The organism is Pseudoxanthomonas sp. J35, from assembly GCF_000513995.1.
Classification (GTDB): Bacteria; Pseudomonadota; Gammaproteobacteria; order Xanthomonadales; family Xanthomonadaceae; genus Pseudoxanthomonas.
Window position 1 is genome coordinate 1 of the sequence record NZ_AZVB01000004.1, and the last position, 20874, is coordinate 20874.

A 20874-nucleotide genomic window follows, 5' to 3' on the forward strand; every position below is an offset into this window, starting at 1 on the left:
GATATCGCAGCCGCGCCTGGGCGTTACGCGCCTGGAAGCAGTGGAAGCGCCGGGCCCTGCGCAGCGGGCTGGAGCCGCTGAAGATCTTCGTCCGGCGCCTGGAGCCCTACCTGCCCGGCATCCTGGCCCACTGCCGGTGGCCGCTGGGCACCAACCTGGTCGAGGGCATCAACAACAAGATCAAGGTCATCAAGCGCATGGCCTACGGCTTCCGCGATGACGCCTACTTCTTCCTCAAGATCCGGGCGGCCTTCCCCGGAGTTGGGAGATGAACCAGAAAAAAGCGCCGGCCCCTTGCGGGACCGGCGCCTTGGACTGCTTGCGGACGGCGCTTACTTGGAGATGTCGTCGTCCTTGGTCTCGCGCAGGAACAGGCCGCCGACCACGACGGTCATGATCGCCACGCCGATCGGGTACCACAGGCCAAAGTACATGTTGCCGGTGGCCGCCACCAGGGCGAAGGAGATGGTCGGCAGGAAGCCGCCGAACCAGCCGTTGCCGATGTGGTACGGCAGCGACATCGAGGTGTAGCGGATGCGGGTCGGGAACAGCTCGACCAGGTAGGCGGCGATCGGGCCGTAGACCATGGTCACGTAGATCACCAGCACCCACAGCAGGAACAGCGTCGCCGGGATGTTGATGCGCTCCAGATCGGCCTTCTCCGGATAGCCGGCCGAGGTGAGGGTGGTCTTCAGCAGCTTGGTGAAGGCGTCGGCGCGGGACTTGACCTCTTCCTTGCTCAGGCCGGCCGCGTCATAGGCCTCCACGTCGGTGCCGCCGATGCTGATGCGGGCGATGCTGCCCGGAGCGGCGGGGACGATCTCGTACGGGATACCGGCCTTGGCCAGCGCGGCCGCGGCGATGTCGCACGAGTTGGTGAACACCTTCTTGCCGATCGGGTCGAACTGGAAGGAGCAGGTGGCCGGGTCGGCGTGCACGACGGCCGGCGAGTTCTGGCGAGCTTCCTCGATCGCCGGGTTGGCGAAGTGGGTCAGGCCCTTGAAGATCGGGAAGTAGGTCACCGCGGCCAGCAGGCAGCCGGTGAGGATGATCTTCTTGCGGCCGATCTTGTCGGACAGCCAGCCGAACACGATGAAGAACGGGGTGGCCAGGGCCAGCGCCGCGGCGATCAGCAGGTTGGCGGTGGTGCCGTCGACCTTGAGCGCCTGGGTCAGGAAGAACAGCGAGTAGAACTGGCCGCCGTACCACACCACGGCCTGGCCGGCGGTGGCGCCGAGCAGGACCAGCAGCATCAGGCGCAGGTTGCCGCCCTTCATCGAGTCGCGGAACGGCTTCTTCGAGCCCTTGCCCTCGGCCTTCATCTGCTGGAACAGCGGCGATTCGCTCAGCTGCAGGCGGATCCACACCGAGATGCCCAGCAGGACGATGGACACCAGGAACGGGATGCGCCAGCCCCAGGCCTCGAAGGCCTCGTTGCCCAGCGCCAGGCGGCAGCCCAGGATCACCAGCAGCGACAGGAACAGGCCCAGCGTCGCGGTGGTCTGGATGAAGCTGGTGTACAGGCCGCGCTTGCCGTGCGGCGCGTGCTCGGCCACGTAGGTGGCCGCGCCGCCGTACTCGCCGCCCAGCGCGAGGCCCTGGGCGAGGCGCAGTATGATCAGGATCACCGGCGCCGCCAGGCCGATGCTGGCGTACGTCGGCAGGATGCCGACGATGAACGTCGACAGGCCCATGATCACGATGGTGACGAGGAACGTGTACTTGCGGCCGATGCGATCGCCGAGGCTGCCGAAGAAGGCCGCGCCGAACGGACGCACCGCGAAGCCGGCGGCGAAGGCCAGCAGCGCGAAGATGAAGCCGGTGGTCTCGTTGACGCCGCTGAAGAACTGCTTGGCGATGATCGCCGCCAGCGAGCCGTACAGGTAGAAGTCGTACCACTCGAACACGGTGCCCAGGCTCGAAGCGAAGATGACTCGCTTGTGGCCCTTGGTGAGCTCGCCTTGCGGCGAGTGGTTTGCGGTTGTTGCGTTCATGCGGGGTCCCCTCCTCAGAAGCTGTACTTGACGTGGGTCTGGAAGCGCTTCAGATCACCCTCGCGGTCGTCCTCGAGGGAGCGCTGGCCCCAGCCGATCTCCGCACCGATGTCCAGCTTCGGCAACGGCGAATAGATCAGGTTGGCGTGGAACGACTGCGAGCGCTCGGTCACGCCCCAGCCGACGAGCGACGGATCGTTGTCGAAGTGGGCGGCCGAATACATCAGGTTGCCGCGCAGCTTGGGGCTGAACACGTGGCGCCAGGCGACGAAGCCGCCGTAGCCGTCGAGCGCCTCGATGTCGCCGCCGGCGTTGGTCTGGACCACGTCGCTGCCCAGGCCGAAGGCCATGTAACGGCCGATGCCGGCACCGGCATTGGCCATCCAGCGGATGTCGTCGCTGGCGCCGAGGTTGAACTTGCCCGACAGGCTGACCGCGCCGCCGGTGTCGCTGTTGTTGCCCGACTGGAACCTGCGCAGCAGGCCGGCGATCGAGAAGTGGCCCCAGTCGCCCTTGATGTTGTAGCGGGCGGTCAGGTCCGGGATGCTGTTGTCGCCGGTGGTGGTGCGCGCGCCGGCGGCGGCCGCGTACGGCGCGTAGGCCTGCACGGTGGTGTTCGGGTTCTCCAGGGCGACCGACCACGGGCCCTTGGTGTAGCGGACCTGCGACTGGCGCACGAACACGGTGCCGTCGGTCACGCCGACGAAGTCCACCGCGTCGGGCAGGGCCGCCACGTCCTGGAAGTTCGACCAGGTCTGGCCGGCCAGCCAGTTGTTCCAGCTGACGTAAGCCTGGCGCAGGGTCACCGCGTAGGTATTCGTGGCGACCTCGTTGCCGGCCAGCGCGTTGCTGCCGCCGCCGAAGAAGTCCATCTCCACGTAGGCCTTGAACTTGTCGCCGCTGTCGGTGGCGTGGTCGGCGCTCAGCCAGAAGCGCGAGAACTGCGCGTGGAAGTCGGTGTACGGGTCGCCGCCGTCGGCGCCGGCACCGCCCACCGGGATGGTGCTGGGCACGTAGAACAGGCGGCCGGACGAACCGTCGGCGATGCGCCCGTCGCTGGTGTCGGTGACCATCGCGTCCATCTTGATGAAGCCGCCGTACGAGAATGCTGTGCCGGCGTTGGCCGCGGTGTTGATCGTGGTGCGCTGGATCGGCTGCTTGCCCGCCGGCAGCGGTGCCGGCTGCGCGGCCTTGACCTCGGCGATCTGCGTCTGTGTCGTCTGCTGCGCCTCGAGCAGGGCCTGGACCTGGCGTTCAAGTTCGGCGACGCGGGCCTCCAGGGCCTTCTCCTTGGCGGTCTCGGCCATCGCCAGGCCCGGCGCCACCAGGGCGACGAACAGCGCCGCCGCCAGCGGCCGTCGTACCAGCCTCTTGTTGTTCGTACTCATCAAGCTCCCCTCCCTCTGTACGGATGACTGTTGGGTCCGGATGACAACGGCCGCGCTGCCACGCACGGCTGGCCGCAGCGGGAGACTGCGCATCGGCCCGGTGGGGTGCCTATTCGCCATTAGTCGAAGAGCGCGGCGCGGGCGCCGGCGGAGCCCGCAGCGGCGGGCATGCGCGGCGCCTCCCGCGTGCCCGGGGAGCGCCGCGCTTCGACCAAGGTCTTAAGCCGGCTGCTGCAATGCGTCACGGTGTATGCGTCAAACTGGGGCGCAACAGGCCGCGCCGACAGCGGCCGCCAGTCGAGGCATCCAAGAGGAGGGAGCAGCCATGGCCGACCTTTATCCCGTCAAGCCGGAGTTCGCCGCGCGCGCGCGCATCGGCAGGGACGACTACCAGCGCCTGTACCGCGAGTCCGTGGAGGACCCGGAGGGGTTCTGGCGCAAGGCGGCCGACCGGCTCGACTGGTTCCGCAAGCCGACGAAGATCAAGGACGTCAGCTACCAGCTCGACGACTTCCACATCCGCTGGTTCGAGGACGGCGAGCTCAACGCCTCGGTCAACTGCCTGGACCGCCAGCTGGAGAAGCGCGGCGACAAGGTCGCCCTGCTGTTCGAACCGGACAGCCCTGACGCGCCGGTGCAGAAGGTCACCTACCGGCAGCTGTACGAACGCGTGTGCAAGCTGGGCAACGCCCTGCGCAACCTGGGCGTGGGCAAGGGCGACCGCGTCACCATCTACCTGCCGATGATCCCCGACGCGGTGGTGGCGATGCTGGCCTGCGCGCGCATCGGCGCGATCCACTCGGTGGTGTTCGGCGGCTTCGCCCCCAACTCGATCGCCGACCGCGTCGGCGACTGCGGCAGCAAGCTGATCATCACCGCCGACGAGGGCCTGCGCGGGTCCAAGAAGATCCCGCTGAAGGCCAACGTCGACGCGGCGCTGAAGCTGCCCGGCACCAGTTCGGTGGAGACCGTGCTGGTGGTGCGCCACACCGGCGGCGCGGTGGACATGCAGTCGCCGCGCGACCGCTGGTTCCACGACGTGGTCGACGGCCAGCCGGCGCAGTGCGAGCCGGAGCGGATGAACGCCGAGGACCCGCTGTTCATCCTCTACACCTCCGGTTCCACCGGCAAGCCCAAGGGCGTGCTGCACACCACCGGCGGCTACCTGCTGTACGCCTCGTACACGCACGAGGCGATCTTCGACCTGCGCGAGGACGACATCTACTGGTGCACCGCCGACGTGGGCTGGGTCACCGGCCACAGCTACATCGTCTACGGCCCGCTGGCCAACGGCGCCACCTCGCTGGTATTCGAGGGCGTGCCCAACTACCCGAGCGTGTCGCGCTTCTGGGAGGTGATCGACAAGCACCAGGTCTCCATCTTCTACACCGCCCCGACCGCGATCCGCGCGCTGATGCGCGAGGGCGAGGCGCCGGTGAAGAAGGCCAGCCGCGCCAGCCTGCGCCTGCTCGGCAGCGTCGGCGAGCCGATCAACCCGGAGGCCTGGCGCTGGTACTACGACGTGGTCGGCGACGGCCGCTGCCCGATCGTGGACACCTGGTGGCAGACCGAGACCGGCGGCATCCTGATCTCGCCGCTGCCCGGCGCCACCGACCTCAAGCCCGGCTCGGCCACCCTGCCGTTCTTCGGCGTGCGCCCGGCCCTGGTCGACGCCGGCGGCGAACTGCTCGAAGGCGCGGCCGAGGGCAACCTGGTCCTGCTCGATTCCTGGCCGGGCCAGATGCGCACCGTCTACGGCGACCACCAGCGCTTCATCGACACCTACTTCCGCACCTACCCGGGCACCTACTTCACCGGCGACGGCTGCCGCCGCGACGAGGACGGCTACTACTGGATCACCGGTCGCGTCGACGACGTGATCAACGTGTCCGGCCACCGCATCGGCACCGCCGAGGTGGAAAGCGCGCTGGTCGCCCACCCGAAGGTGGCCGAGGCCGCCGTGGTCGGCTTCCCGCACGACATCAAGGGCCAGGGCATCTACGCCTACGTCACCCTCAAGGCCGGCGAGCAGCCCGGCGAGGAGCTGCAGAAGGAACTGGTGGCCTGGGTGCGCAAGGAGATCGGCCCGATCGCCACCCCCGACCACCTGCAGTGGGCGCCGGGCCTGCCGAAGACCCGCTCGGGCAAGATCATGCGCCGCATCCTGCGCAAGATCGCCGAGAATGCCCCGGACCAGCTCGGCGACACCTCGACCCTGGCCGATCCGTCGGTGGTCGAGTCGCTGGTCAACGAGCGGAAGGTGAAATGAAGCGGTGATTCGTGATTAGTTATTGGTGATTCGAAAGAGCCCAGGCGCTCTCCCGGTCACCACGGGGCGGCAGCCATGCCGCCCCCTGCTTTTTACGAATCACGAATCACGAATCCCCAATCACGACCCTTATGACCATCCTGATCGCCGACGACCATCCGCTGTTCCGCGAGGCCCTGCGCGGGGCGGTGCAGCGGATCCTGCCCGAAGCGACCCTGCACGAGGCCGACAGCGTCGATGCGCTGTACGCGCTGGTCGAGGCGAACGCGGACGCCGACCTGCTGCTGATGGACCTCAACATGCCCGGCGCGCACGGCTTCAGCGCGCTGGTGCACCTGCGCTCGCTGCATCCGCAGTTGCCGGTGGTGGTGGTCTCCGCGCGCGAGGAGCCGGCGGTGATGCGTCGCGCGCTGGACCACGGCGCGCTGGGCTTCATTCCCAAGTCGGCCGATTCGGAGACCATCGCCATGGCGGTGGAGACGGTGCTGGACGGCGAGCGCTGGGCACCGGCGGCGGCGGCCGCGGCGCCGGCGATGGACCGCGACGAGCAGGCGGTGGCGCAGCGCCTGCGCGAACTGACCCCGCAGCAGTTCCGGGTCCTGCAGATGCTCGGCGAGGGCCGGCTCAACAAGCAGATCGCCTGGGACCTGGGCGTGTCCGAGGCCACGATCAAGGCGCACGTGACCGCGGTGCTGCGCAAGCTCGGGGTCAACAACCGCACCCAGGCGGTGCTGATGGCCGGTCGCCTGGCGGTGGACCCGGACCGGGTGGTGGTGCCGCCGGACGAGGCCGACTGAGCCGACTGGGACGCTGGTCACCGGCCCGCGGGCCGCGTAAACGGTTTCATTGAACGAGGCTGAACCGGGTTCCGCCGCGACGGTCGCGGCGGTGGTGATGCGCTGCACAATACCGGCTTGCCTTGCGCACCCCCCTCCGGCGCAAGGCGTACCCGGAGAGTGCACGTGCTCCCAGTGTCCGGTTCCCTCGCCGCCCCCGTTTCCCTGGCCGAATCCCCCGCCGCCCCGGCGACGGACGCCGGCCGCGCCTGGCTCCCGGCCAGCGAGGCACCGCTGCCGATGCCCGTACAGTCGCTGCGCGAAGGCCGGCTGGCCGCCCGGGTCCTGCCGACGACCTCGCCGGGCCTGGGCCGCCGCCGCCTGTTCGTGGTGGGCGCCACCGCCGCCCTGACCGCCGCCGCCAGCATGGGCATGCTGCAGGTCCTGCGCATCGGCGGGCTGGGCGTGCTCGACCTGGTCCTGCTGGTGTTGTTCGTGTTCCTGTTCGCCTGGATCGCGCTGTCCAGCATCGGCGCGGTCTGCGGCTTCCTGCTGCTGATGGCCAGGCGCCACAACCTGCTGGGCATCGAGGTGGACGGGCCGTTGCCCCGGCTGTCCAGCCGCACCGCGCTGCTGGTCCCGACCTACCACGAGGATCCGGCGCGGCTGATGGCCGGCCTGCAGGCGATCTACGAGTCGGTGCAGGCGACCGGGCGGCTGGCGGCGTTCGACTTCTTCGTGCTCAGCGACAGCCGCAAGCCGGAGTTCACGGGGACCGAGGAGCGCCAGTTCGCCGCACTGCTGCAGCGCATCGGCGGGGAAGGGCGCGTGTTCTACCGCCGCCGCACCGACAACCGCGGGCGCAAGGCCGGCAACATCGCCGACTGGGTGCAGCGCTACGGCGCGGCCTACTCGCAGTTCCTGATCCTGGACGCCGACAGCGTGATGAGCGGCGAGACCCTGGTGCGCCTGGCCGCGGCGATGGAGCGCAACCCGCGCGTGGGCCTGATCCAGACCCTGCCGCGGGTGGTGAACGGGCAGACCCTGTTCGCGCGCATGCAGCAGTTCGGCGGGCACATGTACGGACCGATCATCGCCCGCGGCATCACCTGGTGGCACAGCAGCGAAGGCAACTACTGGGGCCATAACGCGATGGTGCGCACCCGCGCCTTCGCCGCCCACGCCGGCCTGCCCGAGCTGCAGGGCCGGCATCCATTCGGCGGCCACATCCTCAGCCACGATTTCGTCGAGGCGGCGCTGATGCGCCGCGCCGGCTGGGCCGTCCACCTGGTGCCGGAGCTGGACGGCAGCTACGAGGAAGGCCCGCCCTCGCTGACCGACCTGCTGGTGCGCGACCGCCGCTGGTGCCAGGGCAACCTGCAGCACATGAAGGTGGTCGGCAGCGCCGGCCTGCACTGGGTCAGCCGCACCCACATGCTGGTCGGCATCGGCCATTACTTCACCGCGCCGATGTGGGCGATGCTGATGCTGATCGGCCTGGCCATCCCGCTGCACCACGGCGACCTGGCCTGGGACGGCTTCCGCCTGCCCGGCTTCTCGCCGCTGGCCTACTGGCGCGCCTCGGACATGGAGCGGATCGAGTGGCTGTTCGCCGCGACCATGGGCGTGCTGTTCGTGCCGAAGATCCTCGGCTTCCTCGCTACCCTGGTCGATCCCGTCGCGCGGCGTGGGGCCGGTGGCGGTTGCAACGCCTTCCTCGGCCTGCTGATCGAAACCGTGCTGGCGGCGCTGATGGCGCCGATCGTGATGTACCGGCAGTCGCGCGGCGTGGCCGAGGTGCTGGCCGGCCACGACTCCGGCTGGGAAGCGCAGCGCCGCGACGACGGCAGCGTGCCGCTGTCGGGGCTGGTCCGCAGCTATGGCGGACTGACCCTGTTCGGCGCGTTCATGGGCGGGCTGTCGTGGATGGTCTCGCCGGGCCTGGCGCTTTGGATGTCGCCGGTGCTGGTCGGCATGGTCCTGGCGATCCCGACGGTGTGGCTGACCTCCGGGCGCGCGCCGGGGCGCTGGCTGCGCGAGCGGCGGATCCTGTGCATCCCCGAGGAAATCGACCCGCCGCCGGTGCTGCGCCGGGCCACCGAACTGCGCGCGGCGGCGGCGCAGGCATAGTTGCCGCCGGTTCCCGGGGATAGAAGGAAATACATGCTGCTGGAATGCGTGGAGCAGGAGACCGGCCCCGCGCCGGCGTGGACCGTGCTGTGGCTGCACGGGCTGGGCGCGGACGGCCACGATTTCGCGCCGATCGTGCCGGAGCTGGTGCGCCGCCACTGGCCGGCGCTGCGCTTCGTGTTCCCGCACGCGCCGGTGCGCCCGGTGACGATCAACAACGGCATGCGCATGCGCGCCTGGTACGACATCACCGGGATGGACTTCGCCACCCGCGCCGATGCCGAGGGCGTGGAGCAGTCGGTGGAGCAGGTCGAGGCGCTGGTCGCGCGCGAGGTCGAGCGCGGCATCGCGCCCTCGCGGATCCTGCTGGCCGGCTTCTCCCAGGGCGGCGCCATCACCCTGGCCGCGGGCCTGCGCCGGCGCCAGCCGCTGGCCGGCCTCATCGCCCTGTCGACCTACCTGCCCGGCGGCGAGGCGGCCGCCTCGCGGCGCGACCCGAACGCGGTGGCGCAGCCGGTGTTCTTCGCCCATGGCGACGGCGACCCGGTGATCCCGGTGCAGTACGGCCTGGCCAGCGCGCAGGCGCTGCAGCGGGTCGGCTTCGAGGTGGAGTGGCACCGCTACCCGATGGCCCACCAGGTCTGCGCGCAGGAGATCGCCGACCTGGGCGACTGGCTGGAACGGCGCCTGCTCGGCTGAGCCCGCGCGCGCAGGCCCACCCGGCGGGCTGGACCGGCCCCTGCTGACGGGGTCACGGTCCAGCCCGGGCCCGGATGACGGCCAGCCGGAGCCACGGCTACTATCCCGAGAGGTCATCCTGCCCATTGCCTGATGCGTAGCCTCAAGCTGGTGATCGCCGACGATGAGCCGATGGCGCGCGAGCGCCTGCGCGTGCTGCTTTCCGAGCAGCCGGGCGTGGAGGTGGTGGCCGAGACCGGCGACGGCCAGCAGGTGCTGGAAGCCTGTGCCGCACTGCAGCCGCACGCGGTGCTGCTGGACATCGCCATGCCCGGCATCGATGGCCTCGAAACCGCGCGCCGCCTGGCCGAGGCCAGCCCCGGCACCGCCGTGGTGTTCTGCACCGCCTACGACGCCCACGCCCTTTCCGCGTTCGAGGCTGCCGCGCTCGATTACCTGGTCAAGCCGGTGCGGCCGGAACGGCTGGCCGCGGCGCTGGAACGCGTGCGCACCTTCCATGCCGGCCGCCCCGCCACCGCCGGGCGCCGCACCCAGCTGTGCGCGCGCCTGCGCGGCAGCCTGCGCCTGATCCCGCTGGACGAGGTCCGCTACCTGCAGGCCGAGGAGAAATACGTGGTCGTGCACCACGCCCGCGGCGAGGACCTGATCGAGGAGTCGCTGCGCTCGCTGGAAGAGGATTTCCCCGACCGTTTCATCCGCATCCACCGCAACTGCCTGGTGGCGCGCGAGGAGCTGGTGGAACTGCGCCGCGGCAGCGACGGCCACGTGCGCGCGGTGCTGCGCAGCGGCGGTGAGCCGCTGGAGGTGAGCCGCCGTTGCGTACCGCAGCTGCGGCAGACGCTGCGCCAGCTCTGACCGCGCCCGCCGCGATGGCGGATAATGCGCCGATGGACAAGACCCTGCGCATCGCCACCCGCAAGAGCCCGCTCGCCCTGTGGCAGAGCGAACATGTCGCCGCCCGCCTGCGCGCGGCCCATCCCGGCCTGGAGGTGGAGCTGGTGCCGATGAGCACCCGGGGCGACGAGCAGCTGGACCGCTCGCTGGCGGCGATCGGCGGCAAGGGGCTGTTCCTCAAGGAACTGGAACTGGCGATGCAGCGCGGCGAAGCCGACTGCGCGGTGCATTCGCTCAAGGACGTGCCGATGGAGCTGGAGCCCGGCTTCGCCTTGCCGGCCGTGCTTGAGCGCGCCGATCCGGCCGACGCCTTCGTCAGCCACCGCTACGCCGGCCTGGACGCGCTGCCGCAGGGCGCGGTGGTCGGCACCTCGTCGCTGCGCCGCCAGGCGCAGCTGCGCGCGCGTCGCCCGGACCTGCAGCTGCGCGACCTGCGCGGCAACGTGAACACCCGCCTGGCCAAGCTCGACGCCGGCGAGTACGACGCCATCGTGCTGGCCTGCGCCGGCCTGCAGCGGCTGGGCCTGGACGAACGCATCCGCGCCCGCCTGGTGGCGCCTGGCTGGCTGCCGGCACCCGCGCAGGCGGTGGTGGCGGTGGAGACGCGCGAAGGCGACGAACGCACCGCGGCCCTGGTATCGGTGCTGGAAGACGCGCCGACTCGTACCCGGATCGAGGCCGAGCGCGCGCTCAACCTGGCCCTGCACGGCAGCTGCCACGTGCCGGTGGCGGCCTTCGCCGAACTGGACGGCACGCGCCTGCGCCTGGCGGCCTGGGTGGGTTCGGCCAGCGACGGCAGCGGCGTGCGCGCCGAAGGCGAAGGCAGCGCCGACGATCCGCGCGCCCTGGGTCGCGCCGTGGCGGCCGACCTGTTCGCCCAGGGCGCCGCGCGCTTCCTCGGCTGAAGCGAGGAGTCGGCTCCCCGTAGAGCGGGGCTTGCCCCGCTGCTTTTTTCCCGGGGCGCGGCCCGGCCATGCGTGGGAGTCGGGCAGGCCCGACTCTACGGGGCCGGTGCCGATTCGCCCGCTGCGGCACCAGGTCTGGCCCAGGGCCGCTCCGCCCCGTGGTGTGTTGGCCCGTGATGTCTCCGCGGCCAGGCTGCGATGGCTCCATCGTCGGCCCGATCCCGTAGAGCGGGGCTTGCCCCGCTGCTTTTCCCGGCGCGCGGCCCGGTCATGCGTGGGAGTCGGGCAAGCCCGACTCTACGGCCGGTGCGGTGTCCTGACCCCGGCACGGGGCCACGCGCCGGCACCGACAGGGTGGCAGGGCCGGAGGGCGTGCCACCGTGACGGGCTCCGCGGTCCCCTGCCGGGGGATGCTTGCCCCGGTCGCCGCAGCCGGCGCCGGCGCGCCATAATCCGGCGCATGGATCGCTACGAACGCATCAACGCGCTGCATCGCATCCTCAAGGCCGCCCGTTATCCGGTGACGGTGCCGCGGCTGCAGGAGGAACTGGGCTGCTCGCGCGCCACGGTCTACCGCGACCTGGCCTTCCTGCGCGACGCGCTGATGGCGCCGGTCGAGGGCGACGGCGAGGCCGGCTTCCGCTACGCGGCCAACGAGAGCGACCGCTTCGAGCTGCCGGGCCTGTGGCTCAGTTCCGAAGAACTGCATGCGCTGCTGGCCTCGCAGCAGCTGCTGCGCCGGACCGGCGGCGGTGGCGTGCTGTCGAGCATGCTGGCGCCGCTGCAGCAGCGCATCGAAGGCCTGCTCGCGGCGCAGGCCGGCAGCAACCGCTGGCCGGTGGAGCGGGTGCGGGTGATCCCGCACCGCGGTCGCCGCCTGGACGAGGCCAGTTTCCGCATCGTCGCTTCGGCGGTGCTTGAGCGCCGCCAGCTGGCCTTCGAGTACCGGGCCCGTTCCACCGACGAGGCCACCCGGCGGCGGGTGTCGCCGCAGCGCATCACCCACTACCGCGACAACTGGTACCTGGACGCGTGGGACCACGACCGCGAGGCGTTGCGCAGCTTCGCGGTGGACCGGATCAGCCATGCGCGCCTGCTCGACGAGGCGGCCACCGACCTGGAGGAGGGCGTGCTCGACCAGCAGCTGGCTTCCAGCTACGGCATCTTCTCCGGCGAGCCGAAAGGCTGGGCGACGATCGTGTTCAGCCCGAAGGTCGCGCGCTGGGTCGCCGACGAGCACTGGCATTCCAGGCAGCAGGGCCGTTTCCTGCCGGATGGACGCTACGAGCTGAAGCTGCCCTACAGCGTGCCGCGCGAGCTGCTGATGGACGTGCTGCACTACGGCGCCGACGCCGAAATCGTCGAACCGCCGATGCTGCGCGAACAGGCCAAGACCCTGCTCGCCCTGGCCCTGGCCCAGTACGACCGCTGAGGCATGCCCTTGCTCCTCTCCCTCCGGCGGAGGGCAGGGGAGAGGGTGGGGATCCGGCAAGCGCTCCCGTCCCCGGTGGCGGGGGCCCCCGACGTTTCCGCTCCGATCTGATCCGTTCGATCGGTAAGCAACAGCAACAGCGCTGGGTGCGCGCGCTTCGGACGGAGCCGCTGCAGCGCGGGGTATGGCGCATCGCGCGGTCCATCCTGGCTCCAACGCGCGAGCGCAGCACATCCAGTGCCGCTTGCGCCGCGCCGGGAATGAATCCGGGCGCTGGCGACGTCCGGCGCGTCGCCACGCGCCATCTGCTTTACCGCATTGCCAGTGTCTGCCGTCGAAAGCGTTGATGTGGCCCGCTTCGGCCGGAGCCGCGGTAGCGTCTTCGGGTGCCTTGGGGGTCGTAGCCTCGTCCTTTGCTCCTCTCTCCAGGCGGGTGACCATGGGCGCGGCGCTCTTGTAGAGCGGGGCTTGCCCCGCTGCTTTCCGCGGGTGCCCGCGCCATCAAGCGGGGAGTCGGGCAAGCCCGACTCTACGGATGTTCCTTTCGGCGGGGGAGAGGGACTGAACCCGCCCGCGTTTCTCCACGACTGCCCGCACCGCCCCACGTCTTAGCCCGTGAGATGGCCCCCCGGCACGCTGCGCCTCCCAACCCAGGAGCTGCAGCCATGTCGAACTGGTCGCCCACCCCCGCCGCCGCCCCCCGCCACGCCGAGCTGGCCGATACGCCGGAGTCGGTGCTGGAACGGGTGCTGCGCTGTTGGTTCGCCGCCGGACTGCTGGGGGTGTGCCTCGTCCCACAGCTGCGCGGCAGTGCTGAGTGGATCGGCTGGCTACCGCTGTGGCTGGTCGGCATGCCGGCCGTGGCCTGGTGGGCGCTGCACCGTTTCCGCCTGCCGCGGGTGGTCGGGCGCGTGGCCTCCACGGCTCGCCACCGGCGCGCCGGCAGCCAAGCCCGTCGCCGCCCGGCCCTGGGCCTGCGGACGACCCGGCGCCAGGCCACGCAGGTGTTGCGGGCCGGCTGATGGGGCCGGCCGGTCGGGCCTATCTGCCGCCCGTCGACCCGCCCACCGCATGCTCTACGCCCCTACGCCTGCGCCTCGACGCCTCGACGCCTCGACGCACCTACGCCCTACAGAACGGGTAACTGGTTGATCGGAAACAGAGATGTCCGCCTTGGGGGGCTTGCGGCCCGCCTCGTCCCAGGCCAGGCGGCACCTGGCGCCTTCCCGGCTGACCCGGTTGCGGGGCCCGCACCGGCGGCCCCGACGACCGTCCCAGCCGGCCTGACCATTGGCACAAGGGCCGGCACCGGGCCTGTGCTAGCGTCCGGGGTTTGTCCAAATCCCGGAGTTTGCTGGATGTCCCGTATCGCCCAGGCCTGCCTCGTGGCCGGCCTCATCGCCGCCGGCGCGGCCCATGCCCAGGAGCCCAAGGTGGCCGACGATCCCTACCAGTGGCTGGAAGAGGTCACCGGCGAGAAGCCGCTGGCCTGGGTCCGCGCCCGCAATGCCGAGTCCGACGCCGCGCTGGCCTCCACCCCGGAGTTCAAGCGCCTGGAGGCCGGCATCCGCGAGGTCCTCGATTCGGACGCCAAGATCCCGTTCGTGCAGAAGATGGGCGGGTACTACTACAACTTCTGGAAGGACCGTAACCACGAGCGTGGCGTCTGGCGCCGCACCACCCTCGAGGAATACCGCAAGCCGAACCCGGCCTGGGAAACCATCATCGACCTGGACGCGCTGAACAAGGCCGAGGGCGAGAACTGGGTCTGGCACGGCGCCGACTGCCTGCGCCCGGCCTACGAGCGCTGCCTGGTCGCGCTGTCGCGCGGCGGCGCCGACGCCGACGTGACCCGCGAGTTCGACCTGGAGAACAAGACCTGGGTCAAGGACGGCTTCTTCCGTCCCGAGGCCAAGGGCGGCCTGGGCTGGATCGACCGCGACACCGTCTACGTATACACCGACTTCGGCCCCGGCTCGATGACCGAGTCCGGCTACCCGCGCGTGGTCAAGCGCTGGAAGCGCGGCACCCCGCTGGAATCGGCGCAGCTGGTGTACGAGGGCAAGCCGCAGGACATGTACATCGCGGCCATGCACGACGACACACCCGGCTACGAGCGCGATTTCGTCTCCCGCACCCTGGCGTTCTACAACGACGAGCTGTACCTGGTCGGCAAGGACGGTTCGCTGACGAAGATCGACGTGCCCAATTCGGCGCAGAAGTCGGTGCACCGCCAGTGGCTGGCGCTGGAACTGCGCGAGCCGTGGACCGTCGGTGGCCGCACCTACAAGGCCGGCTCGTTCATCGTCGCCGACTTCGACGGCTTCATGGCGGGCAAGCGCGAGTTCGACGTGCTGTTCGAACCGGACGAGCACACCTCGCTGGCCAGCGCCACGCTGACCCGCAACCACGTCGTGCTCAACGTGTTCGAGGATGTCAAGAACCGGATCAGCGTGCTTAGCCACGGCCCGCAGGGCTGGACCTCGCAGCCGCTGCAGGTCGGCGACGGCGCCATCGGCACCACCAGCGTCGGCGCGGTCGATGCCGACGAGGGCGACCTGCTGTGGGTCACCACCACCAGCTACCTGACCCCGACCACCCTGCTGCTGGCCGATGCCGCGCATCCGGGCAAGGCGCCGGAAGTGCTGAAGTCGATGCCGGAGTTCTTCGACGGCAGCCGCCACGTGGTCGAGCAGCACTTCGCCACCTCGAAGGACGGCACCTCCGTGCCGTACTTCATCGTGCGCCCGAAGGACCTGAAGGCCGACGGCAGCAACCCGACCCTGCTGTACGGCTACGGCGGCTTCGAGATCCCGATGGTGCCGGGCTATTCCGGCGGCATGGGCCGCGCCTGGCTGGAGAAGGGCGGCGTGTACGTGGTCGCCAACATCCGCGGCGGCGGCGAGTACGGCCCGCGCTGGCACCAGGCCGCGCTCAAGGCCAACCGCCACAAGGCCTACGAGGACTTCGCCGCGGTCGCCCAGGACCTGTTCAGGCGCGGCATCACTTCGCCGAAGCACCTGGGCGCGCAGGGCGGCAGCAACGGCGGCCTGCTGATGGGCAACATGCTCACCCAGTACCCGGAGCTGTTCGGCGCGATCGTGGTGCAGGTGCCGCTGCTGGACATGAAGCGCTACAACAAGCTGCTGGCCGGCGCCTCGTGGATGGCCGAGTACGGCGATCCGGACACGGCCGACTGGGAGTTCATCCGCCACTTCTCGCCGTACCACCTGTTCGACCCGGCGAAGGAGTACCCGCCGGTGCTGTTCACCACCTCCACGCGCGACGACCGCGTCCATCCGGGCCACGCGCGCAAGATGGCGGCGAAGATGCTCGACGCCGGCAAGGACGTGACCTACTACGAGAACATCGAAGGCGGCCATGGCGGCGCGGCGAACAACGCCCAGGCCGCGCACATGTCGGCGCTGGCCTACAGCTTCCTCTGGAGCCGGCTGTCCGGCGACGCTTCGAAGTGACACCGGAACCCCGGCCCAGGCCGGGGTTTTCCTTCAGGGACCGCGGCCGGCGGCAGCTCGCCGCCGTGCCACGGCCGGAATCGCGGCTTGGAATCCACTCCTGCGGGCCCCATCCATGAAACTTCCCTTCCTGCTTGCCACGCTCATGACCCTGCCCACGCCCCCCGCCGCTGCCGCCCCGGTCCCGCCCGACGTCGAGAAGCGTCCGCACGTGGTCGAGGCCCCGTTCGGCGCGAAGCGCACCGACGACTATTACTGGCTGCGCGACGACGAGCGCAAGGATCCGGCGATGCTGGCCTACCTGCACGCCGAGAACGCCTACGTCGATGCGCAGATGGCGCGGCTGAAGCCGCTGCAGGAGCGGCTCTACGGCGAGATCGTCGGCCGCATCAAGCAGGACGACAGCTCGGTGCCGTTCCGCTACCACGGCTGGTGGTACTACTCGCGCTTCGAGGCCGGCAAGGACTATCCGGTGTTCGCCCGCCGCAAGGACGGCCCGGGCGTGGACGCGATCTCGATCCAGGCGGCGAACGAGGCCGGCGACTTCGCCGCCGAGCAGGTGCTGCTGGACGTCAACGCGATGGCTGCCGGCAAGGACTACTTCCAGATCGGCGACTACGAGGTGACCCCGGACAACGCCGTGCTGGCCTGGGCCGAGGACGACGTCGGCCGCCGCCAGTACACGATCCGGTTCCGCAACCTCGCCACCGGCGAGGTCTATCCGGACACGATCACCGGCGTGTCGCCGAACCTGGTGTGGGCCGACGACAACCGCACCCTGTTCTACGTCGAGAACGACCCGGAAACCCTGCTCACCGTGCGGGTGAAGAAGCACGTGCTCGGCACCCCGGCCGACCAGGACGAGCTGGTGTACGAGGAGGAGGACGACAGCTTCTACATGGGCATCGGCCGCACCCGCGACGACCGCTTCATCACCATCGAGGTGGAAAGCACGGTGTCCTCGGAGCTGCGCTACGCGCCGGCCGCCGACCCGCGCCAGTTCACCGTGCTGGCCCCCCGCCAGCGCGACGTCGAGTACGACGCCGACCACCACGGCGGCCGCTGGGTGATCCGCACCAATGCCGACGGCGCCACCAACTTCAAGCTGGTCACCGCGCCCAGCGACGCCACCTCGCGCCAGCAGTGGCAGGACTGGCTGGCCCACGACCCCGAGGTGTTCATCGAGGAGTACGAGCTGTTCGACGGCTTCACCGCGGTGGGCGAGCGCTCCGGCGGCCTGGAGCGGGTACGCATCCTGCGCGCCGACGGCAGCCAGCAGTACGTCTCGGCCGACGAGCCGGCCTACTCGATGGGCCTGTCGACCAACGCCGAGCCGGACACGCCGTGGCTGCGCTACGGCTACACCTCGCTGACCACGCCGGCCACCACCTACGAGCTCAACGTGCTCACCGGCGAGCGCCGCCTGCTCAAGCAGCAGCCGGTGCCCGGCTACGATCCCTCGCAGTACGTGACCGAGCGGCTGTGGGTGGAGGCGCGCGACGGCGTGCGCATCCCGGTGTCGCTGGTCTACCGCAAGGGCTTCCGCAAGGACGGAAGCGCGGCGCTGTTCCAGTACGCCTACGGCAGCTACGGCATTTCCACCGACCCGGGCTTCAACAGCCAGGTGGTGAGCCTGCTGGACCGCGGCGTGGTCTATGCGATCGCCCACGTCCGCGGCGGCCAGGAGATGGGCCGCAAGTGGTACGAGGACGGCAAGCTGCTGAAGAAGCAGAACACCTTCAACGACTTCGTCGACGTGACCCGCGCGCTGGTGGCGCAGGGCTACGCCGCGCCGGGCCGGGTCGCGGCCATGGGCGGCAGCGCCGGCGGCCTGCTGATGGGCGCGGTCGCCAACCAGGCGCCGCAGGACTACCGGGCGATGGTCGCCCTGGTGCCGTTCGTGGACGTGGTCACCACCATGCTCGACCCGTCGATCCCGCTGACCACCAACGAGTACGACGAGTGGGGCAACCCGGAGCAGCAGACCTACTACGAGTACATGCTCAAGTACTCGCCGTACGACAACGTCAGCGCCCAGGCGTACCCGGCGCTGTTCGTCGGCACCGGCCTGTGGGACTCGCAGGTGCAGTACTGGGAGCCGGCCAAGTGGGTGGCGAAGCTGCGCGACCTCAACACCGGCAGCGCGCCGATCCTGTTCCGCACCAACATGGACGCCGGCCACGGCGGCAAGTCGGGCCGTTTCCGCCGCTTCCGGGAACAGTCCGAGTACTACGCCTTCGTCCTCGACCAGCTGGGCGTGGCCAGCGAGCCCTGAAGCCCGTCGCCGCCTATGATGGGCGGCGATGGACGAGCGCAGACGCTTCCGCTGGGCCTGGTGGCTGCTGGCCTACACGAGCCTGGCGGTGGGTATCGCCGGGGTATTCATCCCCGGCCTGCCCACCACGGTGTTCGTGCTGGTCGCGGCCTGGGCGGCCGCGCGCGGTTCGAAGCGCCTTGAACAGCGGCTGCTCGCCCATCCGCATTTCGGCCCGGTGATCCGCAGCTGGCGCGAGCACCGGGCGGTGCCGCGCCACGCCAAGTGGGCGGCGACCTGGACGATGCTGGCTTGCGCGGTGGTGCTGCTGGTGGTGATGGTCGCCGTGCCCTCGCACCGGGCGTGGATGGTGGCGCTGCCGATCGGCTGCATGGCCATCGTCGGTACCTGGCTGTGGCGGCGCCCGGAACCGCCGCCGGCCGACGCGGCTTCCGCTGCGCCCCGGGAATAGCCCGCGATCGCTGCACACTGCCTGCGCCCGGCGTGGACACGACCCCGCGGCGGCGCTGGCTATACTGCGGCCATGAACGCCCGAACCGTCTTTTCCGTGCTCGCCGCCGCCGTGCTGCTGTCCGCCTGCGGCAACAAGGGGCCGCTGGTGATGCCGCAGCAGCCCGTCCCCATCGAACAGCAGCAGCTGCCGGCGCCAGCCGCGCCTGTACCTGCGGACGAGCCCGCCGCGGACGACGCCGACGCTGCCGATACCCGCGCGGATGACACCGGAACGGATGCGGACGCGACCGGCACGGACGACCCCGCCGATCCGCCGGGCGGCGGCCGTGGCTGAGGCCCTGCGCTTCAGCAAGATGCACGGCGCCGGCAACGACTTCGTCGTCATCGACCTGCGCGACGGCACGCCACCGCCCGATCCGGCGCTCGCCGCGACGCTGGCCGACCGCCACCGCGGCGTCGGCTGCGACCAGATCCTCACCATCGGCCCGCCGCGCAGCGCCGGTGCCGTGGCTTCGTACGCGATCTGGAACTCCGACGGCAGTCCGTCGGGCCAGTGCGGCAACGGCGCGCGCTGCATCGCCGCGTGGCTGGAACGCGACGGCACCGCCACCGGTCCGCGCTTCGTGGTCGACAGTCCGGCCGGCACGCATGCGGTCGAGTCGCTGGGCAACGGCCGGTACTCCATCGCCATGGGCGTGCCGCGCTTCGCGCCGGCGGAGATCCCGCTGGCCGGGTTCGATGCGGCCCAGGCCGAGTACGCGCTGGAACTGCCGGAGGGCAGGGTGGTGTTCGGCGCGGTATCGATGGGCAATCCGCATGCGGTGATCGAGGTGGCCGACGCGGGGGCGGCGGACGTGGCCGGCCTCGGGCCGGCGCTGCAGCGTTCGGCGGCGTTCCCGCAGTCGTGCAACGTGGGCTTCGCCCAGGTGCTGGCGCCGGACCACGTGCGCCTGCGCGTGTACGAGCGCGGCGTCGGCGAGACCCTGGCCTGCGGCAGCGGCGCCTGCGCGGCGGTGGCGTCGCTGGTGCGGCGCGGGCGCCTGGCGCGCGAGGCGACGGTATCGCTGCCCGGCGGCGACCTGCGTATCCGCTGGCCGGACGATGGTGCCGAGGTCATCATGTCGGGACCGACGGCTTTCGTATTCGAGGGGGAGTGGCGGGCATGAGCGACACGCAGGAAATGCAGGGGGCACACGAGGTCGCGTCGTGGCTGCGGCGCCATCCGGGCTTCCTCAAGCAGTTCCCGGACCTGGCGCTGAGCCTGGTGGTCCCGCGCGACGACGGGCGCACGGCCTCGCTGGCCAGCTACCAGCTGGAAGTGCTGCGCGACAAGAACCGCGAGCTGTCGCGGCGGCTGGCCGAGCTGTCGGCCAATGCGCAGGTCAACGAAAGGTTGGCGGTGCGCACGCACCAGCTGACGCTGTCGCTGCTGCGGCAGACCAGCTACGCGGACACGCTGCGGGCGATGGCGGCGTCGCTGGCCGAGGATTTCGCCGGGGATCTGGTGCGGATCGTGTCGTTCCGGCCGGTGGCCGGGATGGAGGACGCGGAGTGGCTGCAGGTGCGCGGCGAGGGCGAGCCGGAGCTGCAGCCGTTCCGCGATGCGCTGCGCGAGGGCGAGCCGCTGTGCGGGCGCCTGCAGGCGGAGAAGAACGCGGTGCTGTACGGGCCGCGCCGCGAGGAGGTGCAGTCCAGCGCGCTGCTGCCGCTCACCGGGATTGGCCTGGTCGCGGTCGGCAGCCACGATCCGAACCGGTTCTACCCGGGCATGGGCACGCTGTTCCTGCGGATGATGGGCGAGTCCCTGGCGGTGGCGTTGGAGCGCTTCGATACGCCGTAAGGGCGGGGCTGCGGTTGCCGGGTGGCGGCAACAGCAACGAGCAACAGCAACAGCGTTGGGCTGACGGGCTTCGGAAGGAGCCACGGCAGCGCGGGGGTATCGCGCATCGCGCGGTTCCGCGTCCGCGCCGGGAATGAATCGGGGCGCTGGTGAGGTTTGCCGCGTCGCCACGCGCCAGCCGCCTCACCGCATCATGCTGCGATCTCCCAGGTGTGGCGTCGGGTTCTGGTGGCCAGCTTCGGAAGGAGCCGCGGCACTCCGGGGGTATGACGCATCGCGCGGTTCCGCGTCCTGCTCCAACGCGCGACCGCGGCACATCCATGTGCCGCTTGCGCCATACCCC

Annotated in this window: 17 protein-coding genes; 15 read left to right on the forward strand and 2 right to left on the reverse strand. The window is 70.6% G+C overall.

Annotated elements, in window-relative coordinates; genetic code table 11:
• The coding region (locus tag PSEJ35_RS15370) for a transposase (protein ID WP_037082403.1) at positions 1 to 272 on the forward strand (272 nt) is incomplete at its 5' end.
• Positions 273 to 332: 60 nt separating this feature from the next.
• Here the strand turns inward: PSEJ35_RS15370 and PSEJ35_RS0104305 are convergent.
• Together PSEJ35_RS0104305 and PSEJ35_RS0104310 are read right to left on the reverse strand one after the other, a co-directional pair.
• The gene (locus PSEJ35_RS0104305) at positions 333 to 1994 is read right to left on the reverse strand and encodes an MFS transporter (RefSeq protein WP_028916722.1); all 1662 of its coding nucleotides are present in this window, start codon (positions 1992 to 1994) and stop codon (positions 333 to 335) included.
• A 14-nt stretch (positions 1995 to 2008) separates the two neighbouring features.
• Positions 2009 to 3382 carry a DcaP family trimeric outer membrane transporter gene (locus PSEJ35_RS0104310; protein ID WP_028916723.1) on the reverse strand — a complete coding sequence of 458 codons (1374 nt, stop codon included), beginning with the start codon at positions 3380 to 3382 and terminating at the stop codon, positions 2009 to 2011.
• 325 nt (positions 3383 to 3707) lie between these two features.
• On the opposite strand from PSEJ35_RS0104310, the gene acs reads away from it, so the two are divergent.
• The 14 genes from acs (at position 3708) to PSEJ35_RS0104380 (ending at position 20531) form a co-directional block, all read left to right on the forward strand.
• On the forward strand, positions 3708 to 5651 hold the full coding sequence (acs, locus tag PSEJ35_RS0104315) for an acetate--CoA ligase (protein WP_037082405.1): 1944 nt from the start codon (positions 3708 to 3710) through the stop codon (positions 5649 to 5651).
• Between the two features lie 131 nt (positions 5652 to 5782).
• The gene (locus tag PSEJ35_RS0104320; RefSeq protein ID WP_028916725.1) at positions 5783 to 6448 is read left to right on the forward strand and encodes a response regulator transcription factor; all 666 of its coding nucleotides are present in this window, start codon (positions 5783 to 5785) and stop codon (positions 6446 to 6448) included.
• Positions 6449 to 6622: 174 nt separating this feature from the next.
• A complete protein-coding gene (mdoH, locus tag PSEJ35_RS0104325) occupies positions 6623 to 8557 on the forward strand; it encodes a glucans biosynthesis glucosyltransferase MdoH (RefSeq protein ID WP_037082408.1) in 1935 nt (644 codons plus the stop codon).
• 33 nt (positions 8558 to 8590) lie between these two features.
• Entirely contained in the window at positions 8591 to 9256 is a 666-nt protein-coding gene (locus PSEJ35_RS0104330) for a dienelactone hydrolase family protein (RefSeq protein ID WP_028916727.1), read from the forward strand.
• A 132-nt stretch (positions 9257 to 9388) separates the two neighbouring features.
• Complete coding sequence (locus PSEJ35_RS0104335; RefSeq protein WP_028916728.1) at positions 9389 to 10111, forward strand: LytTR family DNA-binding domain-containing protein; 723 nt, start codon at positions 9389 to 9391, stop codon at positions 10109 to 10111.
• Between the two features lie 32 nt (positions 10112 to 10143).
• Positions 10144 to 11055 (forward strand): hydroxymethylbilane synthase, encoded by a 912-nt coding sequence (gene hemC / locus PSEJ35_RS0104340; protein WP_028916729.1) that lies wholly within the window; start codon positions 10144 to 10146, stop codon positions 11053 to 11055.
• Between the two features lie 460 nt (positions 11056 to 11515).
• Positions 11516 to 12487, forward strand: coding sequence for a YafY family protein (locus PSEJ35_RS0104345; protein WP_028916730.1), 972 nt, complete (start codon positions 11516 to 11518; stop codon positions 12485 to 12487).
• A 665-nt stretch (positions 12488 to 13152) separates the two neighbouring features.
• Positions 13153 to 13509: a hypothetical protein gene (locus PSEJ35_RS0104350; RefSeq protein WP_028916731.1), complete on the forward strand. Its 357-nt coding sequence runs from the start codon at positions 13153 to 13155 to the stop codon at positions 13507 to 13509.
• A 336-nt stretch (positions 13510 to 13845) separates the two neighbouring features.
• Positions 13846 to 15963: a prolyl oligopeptidase family serine peptidase gene (locus PSEJ35_RS0104355; RefSeq protein ID WP_028916732.1), complete on the forward strand. Its 2118-nt coding sequence runs from the start codon at positions 13846 to 13848 to the stop codon at positions 15961 to 15963.
• A 115-nt stretch (positions 15964 to 16078) separates the two neighbouring features.
• Positions 16079 to 18238, forward strand: coding sequence for an oligopeptidase B (locus PSEJ35_RS0104360; protein WP_028916733.1), 2160 nt, complete (start codon positions 16079 to 16081; stop codon positions 18236 to 18238).
• A 28-nt stretch (positions 18239 to 18266) separates the two neighbouring features.
• The gene (locus PSEJ35_RS0104365) at positions 18267 to 18689 is read left to right on the forward strand and encodes a YbaN family protein (protein ID WP_028916734.1); all 423 of its coding nucleotides are present in this window, start codon (positions 18267 to 18269) and stop codon (positions 18687 to 18689) included.
• Between the two features lie 72 nt (positions 18690 to 18761).
• Positions 18762 to 19025: a lipoprotein gene (locus PSEJ35_RS0104370; protein WP_028916735.1), complete on the forward strand. Its 264-nt coding sequence runs from the start codon at positions 18762 to 18764 to the stop codon at positions 19023 to 19025.
• A gap of 19 nt (positions 19026 to 19044) precedes the next feature.
• Entirely contained in the window at positions 19045 to 19857 is an 813-nt protein-coding gene (gene dapF / locus PSEJ35_RS0104375) for a diaminopimelate epimerase (RefSeq protein WP_051412518.1), read from the forward strand.
• Positions 19854 to 20531: a DUF484 family protein gene (locus PSEJ35_RS0104380; protein WP_028916737.1), complete on the forward strand. Its 678-nt coding sequence runs from the start codon at positions 19854 to 19856 to the stop codon at positions 20529 to 20531. Before dapF ends, PSEJ35_RS0104380 begins: the two co-directional genes overlap by 4 nt.
• Positions 20532 to 20874: the final 343 nt, after the last annotated feature.

Coding starts and splice junctions, on each gene's coding strand:
- PSEJ35_RS0104305 (WP_028916722.1), bottom strand. CDS start 1,994: ATGAACGCAACAACCGCAAACCACTCGCCGCAAGGCGAGCTCACCAAG.
- PSEJ35_RS0104310 (WP_028916723.1), bottom strand. CDS start 3,382: ATGAGTACGAACAACAAGAGGCTGGTACGACGGCCGCTGGCGGCGGCG.
- acs (WP_037082405.1), top strand. CDS start 3,708: ATGGCCGACCTTTATCCCGTCAAGCCGGAGTTCGCCGCGCGCGCGCGC.
- PSEJ35_RS0104320 (WP_028916725.1), top strand. CDS start 5,783: ATGACCATCCTGATCGCCGACGACCATCCGCTGTTCCGCGAGGCCCTG.
- PSEJ35_RS0104330 (WP_028916727.1), top strand. CDS start 8,591: ATGCTGCTGGAATGCGTGGAGCAGGAGACCGGCCCCGCGCCGGCGTGG.
- PSEJ35_RS0104335 (WP_028916728.1), top strand. CDS start 9,389: ATGCGTAGCCTCAAGCTGGTGATCGCCGACGATGAGCCGATGGCGCGC.
- hemC (WP_028916729.1), top strand. CDS start 10,144: ATGGACAAGACCCTGCGCATCGCCACCCGCAAGAGCCCGCTCGCCCTG.
- PSEJ35_RS0104345 (WP_028916730.1), top strand. CDS start 11,516: ATGGATCGCTACGAACGCATCAACGCGCTGCATCGCATCCTCAAGGCC.
- PSEJ35_RS0104350 (WP_028916731.1), top strand. CDS start 13,153: ATGTCGAACTGGTCGCCCACCCCCGCCGCCGCCCCCCGCCACGCCGAG.
- PSEJ35_RS0104355 (WP_028916732.1), top strand. CDS start 13,846: ATGTCCCGTATCGCCCAGGCCTGCCTCGTGGCCGGCCTCATCGCCGCC.
- PSEJ35_RS0104360 (WP_028916733.1), top strand. CDS start 16,079: ATGAAACTTCCCTTCCTGCTTGCCACGCTCATGACCCTGCCCACGCCC.
- PSEJ35_RS0104365 (WP_028916734.1), top strand. CDS start 18,267: ATGGACGAGCGCAGACGCTTCCGCTGGGCCTGGTGGCTGCTGGCCTAC.
- PSEJ35_RS0104370 (WP_028916735.1), top strand. CDS start 18,762: ATGAACGCCCGAACCGTCTTTTCCGTGCTCGCCGCCGCCGTGCTGCTG.
- dapF (WP_051412518.1), top strand. CDS start 19,045: ATGCACGGCGCCGGCAACGACTTCGTCGTCATCGACCTGCGCGACGGC.
- PSEJ35_RS0104380 (WP_028916737.1), top strand. CDS start 19,854: ATGAGCGACACGCAGGAAATGCAGGGGGCACACGAGGTCGCGTCGTGG.